Source organism: Methylobacterium sp. J-059 (genome assembly GCF_022829485.1).
GTDB lineage: Bacteria > Pseudomonadota > Alphaproteobacteria > Rhizobiales > Beijerinckiaceae > Methylobacterium.
Map to the genome: position 1 here is coordinate 1 of NZ_JAKSYA010000061.1, position 11,717 is coordinate 11,717.

Genomic DNA, 11,717 nt, shown 5'->3' on the forward strand with positions numbered 1-11,717 from the left:
GGCCCACCCTCCCCCGCGGAGGGGGGAGGGAGAAAACCGGAGCGCGTCCGGGACCGGGGGCGCTCGCGTGAGCGGCCTGATCCCCGTCGCCGAAGCGCTCGCGCGCATCCTCACGAGCGTGCCCGGGCCGGTCGCGGCCGAAGAGGTCGCGATCGCGGAGGCCGCCGGGCGCACGCTGGCGGCCGCGGTCGTCGCCACCCGCACGCAACCGCCCTTCCCGGCTTCCGCCATGGATGGCTACGCCGTGCGCGCCGCCGACGCGACGGCCGGGGCCGCGTTGCGCCTCGTCGGCACCAGCGCCGCCGGCCACGGCTTCTCGGGCACGATCGGCCCCGGCGAGACCGTGCGGATCTTCACCGGCGCGCCCGTCCCCGAGGGCGCCGACGGGATCCTAATCCAGGAGAATGCCGAGGCCGACGGCGAGACGATCCGCGCCCTCGAAGCGGTGACCGCCCAAAAATTCGTCCGCCGGGCCGGCCTCGACTTCTCCGAGGGCGACGGGCTGCTGGCGGCCGGTGACACCCTCGATGCGCGCCGCTTGGCGCTGGTCGCCGCCGCCGGCCGCGGACGGGTCTCGGTACGCCGCAAGCCCCGCGTCGCGATCCTCGCCACCGGCGACGAGCTGGTGCAGCCGGGCGAGGTCCCGGCCTGGGACCAGATCGTCGCCTCGAACGCCCTGGCGCTCGCCGCCTTGGTGAACGGCGCCGGCGGCGCGGCGATCGACCTTGGCATCGCCGGCGACACGCTTCCGGCATTGGAGGCGGCCTTCGCGCGGGCACGCGCGGCCGAGGCCGACCTTCTCGTGACGCTGGGCGGCGCCTCGGTCGGCGACCACGACCTTGTCCAGACCGCGCTCGCGGCGGAGGGGCTCGAGCTCGGGTTCTGGCGCGTGGCGCTCCGCCCCGGCAAGCCGCTGATGCACGGGCATCTCGGGGACATGCTGGTGATCGGGCTGCCGGGAAACCCGGTCTCGTCGATCGTGTGCGGGCTGCTCTTCGTCGTGCCGGCCGTGCGCGCGCTGCTCGGCGATCCGCGTGCCGGCGCCGACCGCAGCGAGCCGGCCACCCTCGGCCGCGACCTCGACGCCAACGACGGGCGCCAGGACTACATGCGCGCCGTGCTCGACACCGCACCGGACCGGCTGCCGGTGGCGCATCCGGAATCGCGCCAGGATTCGTCGATGCTGGCGGTGCTCGGCCGGGCCGAGGCGCTGCTGATCCGCGCGCCGCACGCGCCGGCCGCGCGGGCGGGCGACCCGTGCCGGATCATCCGGCTCGACCGGACCCTCCTCTGAGCCCGCGAGGACCCGATGGACTTCCACATCGACCACGTCCACCTGCGCAGCCCCGACGCGGCGGCCGCGGCCGCCTTCTACGTCGACAAGCTCGCCGCGCGGGAGGTCCGCCGCGAGGGCACGCCGACGAGCCGGATCGTGCTCGACCTCGGCGGCCTCACGGTTTTCATCGAGCAGGCGCCGGCCGACCTGCCGCCGCCGGCGCGGGCGCCGCATCTCGGCATCGAGCATATCGGGCTCGGCGTCGCTGACATCGACGCGACGCTCGCCGACCTGCGGGCGCGCGGCGTCACGGTGCTTGTCGAGACCAAGGCGATGCGGCCGGGGCTGCGGATCGCCTTCATCGACGGGCCGGACGGCGTGCGCATCGAGCTGCTGGAACGCCGCGACGCCTGATCGCGGCTTACGGCCGGCCGGTCTGCCGCAGCCGCTCCATCACCGCCTCGGGCGTGGCGTAGGCTTCCTGGCGCACGGCGCTCCAATAGCGCAGGTCGTCGAGCAGGATCGGCACGCCGGTGGTGGCGCAGCGCACGAAGGCGCCGGGCTTGACCACCCGCATCGTGCCGTCGCCATAGGCGACGACCGCCTCGCCCCCCGCTCCGCGCTCGTAACGGCCCAGCATCGTCGTCCCCGGATGATGACAATCGTTCCCAGCGTTCTAGAACGCGCGCTCGGCGAGCGAAAGCCGGCGGCGCGCACGCCCCTGCCGCCTCGCCCGCCCTCTCGACAGCCCGGCACGGCCGGTGCCAATGATCGCGGATGCCGGGCTCCTCCCCTCTCGACCTCGCCGCCCTGTTCGACGCCGCCGCCGCGGCCCGCGCCCGGGCGCACGCGCCGTACTCGCGCTTCGCGGTCGGCGCAGCGCTCCGCGACGAGCACGGCGCGATCCATGCCGGCTGCAACGTCGAGAACGCGGCCTACCCGGTCGGCACCTGCGCCGAGGCCGGGGCGATCGCCGCGATGATCCTGGCCGGCGGCCGGCGCATCCGCGAGATCCTGGTGCTCGGCGACGGCAGCGGCCTCGTCACGCCCTGCGGCGCCTGCCGCCAGCGCATCCGCGAGTTCGCCGCCCCCGAGACGCCGATCCACGCCGCAGGGCCCGGCGGGGTCGCGGAGAGCTTCACCCTCGAGGCGCTGCTGCCGGCCTCCTTCGGTCCGGAGACGCTCGGTGGCTGATGCGGTCGAGACCCTGCGCGCGGCGGGCTTTGCCGGGCCCTACGCCTGCGCCATCGTCGCCGGCACCGGGCTCGGCGGGCTCGCGGACGCGCTCGCGGACGCGGTCTCGCTGCCCTATGCCGACATCCCCGGCTTTCCGGGCGCCGGCGTCAGCGGCCATCGTGGGCGGCTGCATCGCGGCGTGATCGCCGGGCGCCCGGTGCTGGTGCTCGAGGGCCGCGCCCACGCCTACGAGCACGGCGACGCGGCCGCGATGCGCATCCCGATCGCCGCGGCGCAGGCGCTCGGCGCCGCCTGCCTGCTGCTCACCAACGCCTCCGGCTCGCTGATGCCGGAGGCCGGTCCCGGCAGCCTCGTGCGGCTGTCCGACCACCTCAACCTGTCGGGGATGAACCCGCTGATCGGCGAGCCGAGCGACGCCCGCTTCGTGCCGATGGTGCGGGCCTACGACCCCGCCCTCAATGCCCGGCTCGACGCCGCGGCGGCGGCCTGCGGCATCCCCCTTCCCGCGGGCGTCTACGCCTGGTTCTCCGGGCCGTCCTTTGAGACCCCGGCCGAGGTGCGGATGGCCGGCCGGCTCGGCGCCGACCTCGTCGGCATGTCGACGGTGCCGGAGGTGATCCTCGCCCGCTTCCTCGGCCTGCCCGTCGCCGCCGTGTCGGTGGTGACGAACCGCGCCGCCGGCATCGGCGACGGCGATCCGCACCATGCCGAGACCAAGCAGGCCGCGACCGCCGCCGCCGCCGACCTGATCCGCCTGATCCGAAGCTTCGTCGCCGGCCTGCCCGCGGGCGATCCATGAGCCTCGGCCCCTTCGAGAGTCCGCCCGCATGACCGATCCGACCTTCGACCCGGCCCTGGTCGCGCGCCGCGCCCTCGCGCTCCTCGACCTGACGGATCTCGGCGACACCTGCACGGCCACGCAGATCGACGGGCTCTGCCGGGATGCCCGCGCGGGCGGCGTCGCCGCCATCTGCGTCTGGCCGCAATTCGTGCATCAGGCGGCGCGCGTGCTGGCTGGCGGCCCGGTGCGGATCGCCACGGTGATCAACTTTCCCGCGGGCGGCGAGGACGTGGAGCGCGCGGTCGACGATACGGCGGAGGCGTTGCGCGACGGCGCGCACGAGATCGACCTCGTCCTGCCCTACGGGGCGCTGCTGCGCGGCGATGCGGAGACCGCCCGCCTGATGGTCGAGGCGGTGCGCGAGGCCTGCCCGAAATCCGGCCTGAAGGTGATCCTCGAGACCGGGGAACTGCGCACCGCGGACGCGATCGCCGCGGCGAGCCGGCTGTCGCTCGCGGCCGGCGCCGACTTCATCAAGACCTCGACCGGCAAGAGCCCGGTCTCGGCGACCCCCGAGGCGGCCGAGACCATGCTGCGCGCGATCCGCGAGGCCGGGCGCGGCGGCCTCAAGGTTTCGGGCGGCCTGAGGACGCTCGCCGACGCCGCCGCCTACCTCGCGCTCTCCGACAAGATCATGGGGCCGGATTGGGCGAGCCCCGCCACGGTCCGGCTCGGCGCCAGCAGCCTGTTCGGCGTGCTGATGGCCGCCGCGACCCCGGAGGGGACGTCATGAGGCTCCCGCAGGAGACCATCCGGGACAAGCGCGACGGGAAGGCGCTCGACGCCGACGAGATCGCCGGCTTCGTCGCCGGCCTGACCGACGGGCGCGTCGGCGAGGGCCAGGCGGCGGCCTTCGCCATGGCGGTGTTCCTGCGCGGGATGTCGGTGGCCGAACGGGTGGCGCTGACGCAGGCGATGACGCGGTCCGGCCACGTGCTCGCCTGGGACCTCCCCGGCCCCGTCCTCGACAAGCACTCCACCGGCGGGATCGGCGACGCGGTCAGCCTCGTGCTCGCGCCGATGGTCGCGGCCTGCGGCGGCTACGTGCCGATGATTTCGGGCCGCGGCCTCGGCCATACCGGCGGCACCCTCGACAAGCTCGCCAGCATTCCCGGCTACGACGCGACGCCCGATCTCGCCCGGTTCCGCAGCGTCGTCTCGGAGGTCGGCTGCGCCATCATCGGCCAGACCGCGGACCTCGCGCCGGCCGACCGGAAGCTCTACGCGATCCGCGACGTGACCGGCACGGTGGAATCGCTCGATCTCATCACCGCCTCGATCCTCGCCAAGAAGCTCGCGGCCGGGCTCGACGGCCTCGTGATGGACGTGAAGGTCGGCTCCGGCGCCTTCATGGCTAGGATCAACGAAGCGCGGGCGCTCGCCGACAGCATCGTCGCGGTGGCGAACGGCGCCGGCCTGCGCACCGTCGCGCTGATCACCGACATGGACGCGCCGCTGGCGCATGCCGCCGGCAACGGGCTGGAGATCGCCTATGCGGTCGACTACCTCACCGGGCATCGCGAGCCGCGCTTCCACGCGGTGACGCTGGCGCTGGCGGCCGAGATGCTGGTGGCCGGCGGGCTCGCACCCGACACGCGCGACGCCGCGGTGCGGCTGGAGGCGAGCCTGTCCTCGGGGCGGGCGGCAGAGCGCTTCTCGCGCATGGTCTCGGCGCTCGGCGGCCCGGCCGACCTGATCGAGAAGCCGGCAAAGCACCTCTCGGCCGCGCCGGTGATCCGCGAGGTGCGCGCGGTCGGCACGGTGGAACGGGTCGCGACCCGCGCGATCGGGCTCGCGGTGATCGGCCTCGGCGGCGGCCGGACCCGGCCGGAGGACGGGATCGACGGGCGCGTGGGATTCACGCAGCTCGCCCGGCCGGGCGATGCGAGCGGACGGCTCGGGATCGTGCACGCGGCCGACGCGGCGGCGGCCGATCGGGCCGAGGCCGCGTTGCGGGCGGCCTACAGCTTCCGGGCGACGCCGGCCGAGGGGCCGCCCGAGGGACCGGTTGTGCTCGAGCGGATCGCCCTGGCGACATGAAAGGGGCCGGTGGTTCTCACCACCGGCCCGGTCTCGCCTACCAGCCGCCGCGGCCGTATCCGTAGCCCCGGCCATAGCCGTAGCCGCGATGATGGTGATGATGGCCGAAGCGCGGGCCACCCCAGCCGAAGTGGCGGGGGCGCGGCGGGCCGTAGCCGAAGTGGCGCGGGCCGTGGCCGAAATGACGGTGGCCGTGACCGTAGCCGTAGCCGTAGCCGTAGCCATACTGCGCCTGGACCACGTCGGCGGGGGCCCCGGCAAGCGGAGCGGGTGCGAACGGTGCGGCCTGGGCCGGCGCCGCGACGGCGAGGCCGCCGGCGAGCGCGAGGGCCGCGAGGGCGAGGCGGGTTCGGGTCGGCGTCGTGGACATCGGCGGTTCTCCTTCTCGGGCGACCGGCTGCTCGCGCACCGGCCTTGAGAGGAGAAGTAGCAACCAGCACCTGAATGCGACCTGAGGCCTACGCTCAGCTCGCATTGGGGCACCCCGCCGATCAGGGCCGGCGGTAGACCCAGACCCGGGCCGGCGGCAGGTTGAGCCAGACCCGGTTCGAGCCGCTGGCGGTGTAGCTGCCCAGCGCGCAGCGCGCTGGGATCGGCGGCACGACGGCGTAGGTGAACTGCACGAACGGCGCGCCGGGATGCATCAGGTCGTGGGCGGTGTTGAGCAGGTCGAGGCGCTGCTCGAGCGGCTTGGTGAACAGCGGCAGGCTCGAGACCGTCGCGGCCGCCGGCCCGGTCAGCACCGCGCCGACGCTGCCGCGAATGTCGTAGGCATCGCCGCGCACCACGGTGACGCCGGGGAACCGGCGCTTCAGCAGGGTGCAGAAATCGGGGTTGAACTCGATGAGCACCAGCCGCTCGGGCGCGACGCCCCGGCGGATCAGCGCCTCGGTGACGGGGCCGGTGCCGGGTCCGATCTCGATCACCTGGCCGGAGACGGCCGGATCGACGTAGGCCGCCATGGTCCGGGCCAGCATCTTGCCAGACGGGGTGACCGAGCCGGTGACGAGGGGGCGCTCGAGCCAGGATTTGAGGAACCGCGCCTCGTCCTCCAGCGGATCGCGCCGCACCTTCGCGTTCACGGACGAGGCTTTCGCACTGGAACGACGTAGCGGCGGCAAGTCCGATGTTCCTTCAGGTCCGATCGCGACGTCGCGATCCCGGCGGTCAGCGCAGCGGTCGGCACATGTCTTACAGGCAAGGTTGCGCTCGTGCCTAGCGCATTGCGATCACACCAGCCTCGGCGATCGAAGCGACCTCGGCCGAAGGCTCAACCGGGGCCGGCCGGTTTTGATCCGCCCGGCCCCGCATCTTGCGTTTCCCGCTACTGGCGGGCGGTGCCGCCGAAGCCGCCGAGGAAATCGCGCACCTTTGAGAAGAAGCCGGCGGCCTCCGGATGATTGTCGTCGGAGGCGGTCTGGCCGAACTCCTGGAGCAGCTCGCGCTGGCGCTTGGTCAGGTTCTGCGGCGTCTCGACGAAGACCTGGATGTAGAGGTCGCCGACCTCGCGGGTGCGCAGGACCGGCATGCCCTTGCCCTTGATGCGGAACTGCTTGGCGGTCTGGGTCCCGGCCGGGATCCGCACCTGGGTCTGCGAGCCGTCGATCACCGGCACGGTGATCTCGCCCGCCAGCGCCGCCGTCACCATCGAGATCGGGACCCGGCAGAACAGGTCGGCACCGTCGCGCTGGAAGAAGGCGTGCTGCTTGATCGAGAGGAACACGTAGAGGTCGCCGGCCGGCCCGCCGCGCAGGCCGCTCTCGCCCTCGCCGGCGAGCCGGATGCGCAGGCCGTCGTCGACGCCCGCCGGCACGTTGATCGCCAGCGTGCGCTCGCGGTTGACCCGGCCGGCGCCGGCGCAGGCGGTGCAGGGGTCGTCGACGATCTCGCCGCGGCCGTGGCAGTTCGGGCAGGTGCGCTCGATCGCGAAGAACCCCTGCGCCGCCCGCACCCGGCCGTAGCCGGCGCAGGTCTGGCAGGTGCGCGGCTTGGAGCCGGGCTTCGCCCCCGATCCGGCGCAGGTCTCGCAGGTGATCGAGGTCGGGATCTTGATGGTCTCGGCCTTCCCCGTGAAGGCCTCCTCGAGCGAGATCTCAAGGCTGAAGCGCAGGTCGGACCCGCGCTCGCGGCCCGGTGCGCCGCCGCGCCCGCGGGCCTGCTGCTGGCCGCCGCGGCCGTCGCCGAAGAAGTTGTCGAAGATGTCCGACATGAAGTCGCCGAACTCGTTGCCGAATCCGGGCCCGCCCTGGCCGCCGCCCTGCGTGAAGGCGTCGTGGCCGAAGCGGTCGTAGGCGGCGCGCTTCTGCCCGTCGGACAGGCACTGATACGCCTCGTTGATCTCCTTGAACTTGATCTCGGCGTCCTTGTTGCCGGGATTCTTGTCCGGGTGGTAGGTCATGGCGAGCTTGCGGAAGGCGACCTTCATCTCGCCGTCCGACGCGGTCTTGGCGACGCCCAGGATCTCGTAATAGTCCCGCTTCGACATGCCTTGCCTCGATAGTCCCTAACGATCCGTCCGCCTGCCCCAGGCAGTCGGCGATGTCGCTGTTCCACGTCTTGAAGGGTCGTGTCGCGCCCGGGCGGCCGCCCGCTCCGCGCGGGCGCCGGAGCAGCCCCCGGAATGACGGCCCGAAGCCGAACCCGCAAGCGAAAACGGGACCGGATCGCTCCGGCCCCGCTTCAGGGTGCGCGCGGAGCTTACGCCCGCTTCTTCTGGTCCTTCTCGTCGACCTCCGAGAAGTCGGCGTCGATGACGTCGTCCTTCTTGGCTTCCTGGCCGGCGGCGGCGTCCGGACCGCCCTCGGGGGTCTGGCTCGCGGCGTACATCGCCTCGCCGAGCTTCATCGAGGCCTGCATCAGGTCGGTGGTGCGGGCCTTGATCGTCTCGACGTCCTCGCCCTCGAGCGCGGTCTTGAGCGCGGTCATCGCCGTCTCGATGCCGCCCTTGTCGGCCTCCGAGACCTTGTCGCCGTACTCCTTGACCGACTTCTCGGTCGCGTGGATCAGGCTTTCGCCCTGGTTCTTCACCTCGACGAGCTCGCGGCGGCGCTTGTCGGCCTCCGCGTTCGCTTCGGCGTCCTTGACCATCTTCTCGATATCCGCGTCCGAGAGGCCGCCCGAGGCCTGGATGCGGATCTGGTGCTCCTTGTTCGTCGCCTTGTCCTTGGCCGTCACGTTGACGATGCCGTTGGCGTCGATGTCGAAGGTCACCTCGATCTGCGGCATGCCGCGCGGGGCCGGCGGAATGCCCATCAGGTCGAACTGGCCGAGCAGCTTGTTGTCGGCCGCCATCTCGCGCTCGCCCTGGAAGACCCGGATGGTGACCGCGTTCTGGTTGTCCTCGGCCGTCGAGAAGGTCTGGCTCTTCTTGGTCGGGATCGTGGTGTTGCGATCGATGAGCCGGGTGAACACGCCGCCCAGGGTCTCGATGCCGAGCGAGAGCGGGGTCACGTCGAGCAGCAGCACGTCCTTGACGTCGCCCTGCAGCACGCCGGCCTGGACCGCGGCGCCGATGGCCACGACCTCGTCCGGGTTGACGCCCTTGTGCGGCTCCTTGCCGAAGAACGACTTCACAACCTCCTGGATCTTCGGCATGCGGATCATGCCGCCGACGAGCACGACCTCGTCGATCTCGGAGGCCGAGACGCCGGCATCCTTGAGCGCCTTGCGGCACGGCTCGATCGTGCGCTGGACCAGATCGTCGACCAGCGACTCGAACTTGGCGCGGCTGAGCTTGAGCGCGAGGTGCTTCGGACCGGTGGCGTCGGCGGTGATGTAGGGCAGGTTGATCTCGGTCTGGGTCGCCGAGGACAGCTCGATCTTGGCCTTCTCGGCGGCCTCCTTGAGGCGCTGGAGGGCGAGCTTGTCCTTGGTCAGGTCGATGCCCTGCTCCTTCTTGAACTCGGCGGTCAGGTACTCGACCACGCGGTTGTCGAAGTCCTCGCCGCCGAGGAAGGTGTCGCCGTTGGTCGACTTCACCTCGAACACGCCGTCGCCGATCTCGAGGATTGACACGTCGAAGGTGCCGCCACCGAGGTCGTAGACCGCGATGGTGCCGGCCTTCTTCTTGTCGAGGCCGTAGGCGAGCGCGGCCGCCGTCGGCTCGTTGATGATGCGCAGCACCTCGAGGCCGGCGATCCGCCCGGCGTCCTTGGTCGCCTGGCGCTGGGCGTCGTTGAAGTAGGCCGGCACCGTGATGACGGCCTGCGTCACCGGCTGGCCGAGATGCGACTCGGCGGTCTCCTTCATCTTCTGAAGGGTGAAGGCCGAGATCTGGGACGGCGAGTACTTCTTGCCGTCGGCCTCGACCCAGGCGTCGCCGTTGTCGCCGCGGACGATCTTGTAGGGCACGAGGCCCTTGTCCTTCTGCGTCATCGGATCGTCGTAGGTGCGGCCGACGAGGCGCTTGATGGCGAAGAAGGTGCGCTCGGGATTGGTGACGGCCTGGCGCTTGGCCGGCTGGCCGACGAGGCGCTCGCCGTCGTCGGTGAAGGCGACGATGGACGGCGTGGTGCGGGCGCCTTCCGCGTTCTCGATGACCTTGGGCTGCGAGCCCTCCATCACGGCGACGCACGAATTGGTGGTGCCGAGGTCGATGCCGATGACTTTACCCATGGTGGGATCCCTTTTGTTGGTTGCGATCAAGCAGACCGCCGAGCCCCGAAGCAGCTCGGCCCATGGCGGTGTGGTGTGAGAAGATGTGGAGACGGAACCGGGGCCGGAACAAGGGCCGCGAACGGCTCCAATCCCATGCTTAATCCCGCGTCTCGCCGGATATAAGAAGGGCGATGCGGGCTCGCAAGGCGAAGCCGGGCCCCGAGATGCGCGATCCGTGCAAGTCCTTGCGCCGTCTCGGCGAATGCGGCCGGACGGTCGGTTTCTCCGCGGGCTCGCCCCTGCATTGCATCCCGGTGACCCAAATTCGACCTGTGGGCCCGCAAAGCGCACGTCGTGCCGGCCTGCATTTTGTTGCGCCTCGGCCACGCCCGCGCCATCGAAGGCGTGTTAACGCTTCGTGAAGAGCGTCCGGCAGGGTGCGAGGCCGGCATCGCGCGGGCCACCTGCCGCCGTCCCCGGCCCGAAAGACCCGATGCGTCCGACCCGCAGACCCGTCCTCCCGTTGCTCGCGGTCCCCTGCCTCGCCCTCGCGGCCCTGATGCCCGGCGAAGCCTCGGCCCAGAACTTCTTCGAGGAGCTGTTCGGGATCGGCCGCGCAGCCAAGCCTCCGGTTCCGCCGCGCGGCGTCCCGACCGCCCCGCCGTCGGGACCCATCCCAGGCACGCCGCTTCCCGACGATCCGTCGGCACCGTTGCCCGACGCGCCGCGCCCTGCGGCGCCCGCCCGGCCGGTGGTGCTGAAGGCGCCCTCGGAAGACGGCGTCGTCGGGCAGGAGCTGATGCTCAACGGCCTGACCGGAAGCTTCAAGCTCGAGCGCTCGGGATCCGGGATGGCGGCCAGGATCACGCTGCCCGGCACCAAGGTCTCGCAGCCGACCGAAGCCTGCAAGGTGCCGCTCGGCGGCGGAGGGCCCGTGTCGCTGACCTCCGAGGGCAAGCCCGAGGGCGTGCCGCGCTACGAGGCGGCCGCCGCCGAATGCCCGCTGCGCTTCGACGTGACGGAAGGGGGCGTGCTGGTATCGAGCCTCGGCCCGACCCCGCTATGCACGTTCTCGGCGCAGGATTGCGCCACCGCCCCGGTCGGCCTGTGGGGGCCGGCCGCCGCCGGCCTGATCCCGCGCTCGGCCGAGTTCGACTCGGCCCGCGGGGTCGCCGACAAGGCGGTGCGCGAGAACTACAAGCTGATGACGCAGCGCGCCCGACGTGAGGACGTTCGGCCGATCGTCACGGAGCAGGCCGCCTTCTCCTCAGACCGCGAGCAGCTCTGCCGGACCTACGCCCGGGAGGGCGCCCACGGCTTCTGCCATCTCCGGGTCACCGAGAACCGCGCCCTCGCGCTGGCCACCCGCCTCGGCGTCACCGTCACCACGACGGCCACGCCCGCAGCGACGCCCCGTCCCCGTCGCAAGCCGCCGGTGGAAGGCATGAATCCCGACAGCGGAACGCCGGCTCCGCAGGCCGAGTAGACGCGCGACGTCCCTGTGCCGTCATCTTGCCGCGCCCCCTCCCCTGCCGGGGACGCGCGACGGTGGTCATCAGGTGGAATGTCGTGCAGGGCTTTGGCAGAGCCGCAGGCGACCGTTATCGCCTCGGCGTCGACTGCTGTCCCTAAACGCAAACAGCCGGCCTGCGTGGTGCGCGGGCCGGCTGTTTGCGGTTATGTGAGGTGTATGTGGTGTGTTTGGTTGCGGGGACAGGATTTGAACCTGTGACCTTCAGGTTATGAGCCTGACGAGCTACCGGGCTG

12 protein-coding genes are annotated in these 11,717 nt (G+C 72.1%); 7 read left to right on the top strand and 5 right to left on the bottom strand.

Annotation, left to right across the window (positions count from 1 at the left end):
* Positions 1-67 precede the first annotated feature (67 nt).
* Both glp and MKK55_RS06700 read left to right on the top strand, forming a co-directional pair.
* Positions 68-1,294: a gephyrin-like molybdotransferase Glp gene (gene glp / locus MKK55_RS06695; RefSeq protein WP_243933861.1), complete on the top strand. Its 1,227-nt coding sequence runs from the start codon at positions 68-70 to the stop codon at positions 1,292-1,294.
* A gap of 15 nt (positions 1,295-1,309) precedes the next feature.
* On the top strand, positions 1,310-1,690 hold the full coding sequence (locus tag MKK55_RS06700) for a VOC family protein (protein WP_147728474.1): 381 nt from the start codon (positions 1,310-1,312) through the stop codon (positions 1,688-1,690).
* A gap of 7 nt (positions 1,691-1,697) precedes the next feature.
* On the opposite strand, the gene MKK55_RS06705 is transcribed toward MKK55_RS06700, so the two are convergent.
* Positions 1,698-1,916, bottom strand: coding sequence for a DUF2093 domain-containing protein (locus MKK55_RS06705; RefSeq protein WP_147728475.1), 219 nt, complete (start codon positions 1,914-1,916; stop codon positions 1,698-1,700).
* Positions 1,917-2,053: 137 nt separating this feature from the next.
* Between MKK55_RS06705 and cdd the strand changes: the two genes are divergently transcribed.
* Genes cdd through deoA form a run of 4 tightly spaced genes read left to right on the top strand, consistent with a single transcriptional unit; the run spans position 2,054 to position 5,354 of the window.
* The gene (cdd, locus tag MKK55_RS06710) at positions 2,054-2,470 is read left to right on the top strand and encodes a cytidine deaminase (protein WP_243933862.1); all 417 of its coding nucleotides are present in this window, start codon (positions 2,054-2,056) and stop codon (positions 2,468-2,470) included.
* Positions 2,463-3,272, top strand: a complete 810-nt coding sequence (locus MKK55_RS06715) for a purine-nucleoside phosphorylase (protein WP_243933863.1) — start codon at positions 2,463-2,465, stop codon at positions 3,270-3,272. Before cdd ends, MKK55_RS06715 begins: the two co-directional genes overlap by 8 nt.
* Before the next feature lie 28 nt (positions 3,273-3,300).
* Positions 3,301-4,047, top strand: a complete 747-nt coding sequence (gene deoC, locus MKK55_RS06720; RefSeq protein ID WP_243933864.1) for a deoxyribose-phosphate aldolase — start codon at positions 3,301-3,303, stop codon at positions 4,045-4,047.
* The gene (deoA, locus tag MKK55_RS06725) at positions 4,044-5,354 is read left to right on the top strand and encodes a thymidine phosphorylase (protein WP_243933865.1); all 1,311 of its coding nucleotides are present in this window, start codon (positions 4,044-4,046) and stop codon (positions 5,352-5,354) included. Before deoC ends, deoA begins: the two co-directional genes overlap by 4 nt.
* A gap of 37 nt (positions 5,355-5,391) precedes the next feature.
* Here deoA and MKK55_RS06730 read toward each other — a convergent pair whose 3' ends face one another.
* The 4 genes from MKK55_RS06730 to dnaK all read right to left on the bottom strand — a co-directional run bounded on the left by MKK55_RS06730 (position 5,392) and on the right by dnaK (position 9,968).
* Positions 5,392-5,724, bottom strand: a complete 333-nt coding sequence (locus MKK55_RS06730; RefSeq protein ID WP_243933867.1) for a hypothetical protein — start codon at positions 5,722-5,724, stop codon at positions 5,392-5,394.
* A 121-nt stretch (positions 5,725-5,845) separates the two neighbouring features.
* Positions 5,846-6,475 carry a class I SAM-dependent methyltransferase gene (locus tag MKK55_RS06735; protein ID WP_147728271.1) on the bottom strand — a complete coding sequence of 210 codons (630 nt, stop codon included), beginning with the start codon at positions 6,473-6,475 and terminating at the stop codon, positions 5,846-5,848.
* 203 nt (positions 6,476-6,678) lie between these two features.
* The gene (gene dnaJ / locus MKK55_RS06740; RefSeq protein ID WP_243933868.1) at positions 6,679-7,839 is read right to left on the bottom strand and encodes a molecular chaperone DnaJ; all 1,161 of its coding nucleotides are present in this window, start codon (positions 7,837-7,839) and stop codon (positions 6,679-6,681) included.
* A 212-nt stretch (positions 7,840-8,051) separates the two neighbouring features.
* Positions 8,052-9,968: a molecular chaperone DnaK gene (gene dnaK / locus MKK55_RS06745; RefSeq protein ID WP_147728273.1), complete on the bottom strand. Its 1,917-nt coding sequence runs from the start codon at positions 9,966-9,968 to the stop codon at positions 8,052-8,054.
* A gap of 475 nt (positions 9,969-10,443) precedes the next feature.
* On the opposite strand from dnaK, the gene MKK55_RS06750 reads away from it, so the two are divergent.
* The gene (locus MKK55_RS06750) at positions 10,444-11,436 is read left to right on the top strand and encodes a hypothetical protein (RefSeq protein ID WP_243933869.1); all 993 of its coding nucleotides are present in this window, start codon (positions 10,444-10,446) and stop codon (positions 11,434-11,436) included.
* Positions 11,437-11,717 lie beyond the last annotated feature (281 nt).

Coding starts and splice junctions, on each gene's coding strand:
- MKK55_RS06700 (WP_147728474.1), top strand. CDS start 1,310: ATGGACTTCCACATCGACCACGTCCACCTGCGCAGCCCCGACGCGGCG.
- MKK55_RS06705 (WP_147728475.1), bottom strand. CDS start 1,916: ATGCTGGGCCGTTACGAGCGCGGAGCGGGGGGCGAGGCGGTCGTCGCC.
- cdd (WP_243933862.1), top strand. CDS start 2,054: ATGCCGGGCTCCTCCCCTCTCGACCTCGCCGCCCTGTTCGACGCCGCC.
- deoC (WP_243933864.1), top strand. CDS start 3,301: ATGACCGATCCGACCTTCGACCCGGCCCTGGTCGCGCGCCGCGCCCTC.
- deoA (WP_243933865.1), top strand. CDS start 4,044: ATGAGGCTCCCGCAGGAGACCATCCGGGACAAGCGCGACGGGAAGGCG.
- MKK55_RS06730 (WP_243933867.1), bottom strand. CDS start 5,724: ATGTCCACGACGCCGACCCGAACCCGCCTCGCCCTCGCGGCCCTCGCG.
- dnaJ (WP_243933868.1), bottom strand. CDS start 7,839: ATGTCGAAGCGGGACTATTACGAGATCCTGGGCGTCGCCAAGACCGCG.
- dnaK (WP_147728273.1), bottom strand. CDS start 9,968: ATGGGTAAAGTCATCGGCATCGACCTCGGCACCACCAATTCGTGCGTC.
- MKK55_RS06750 (WP_243933869.1), top strand. CDS start 10,444: ATGCGTCCGACCCGCAGACCCGTCCTCCCGTTGCTCGCGGTCCCCTGC.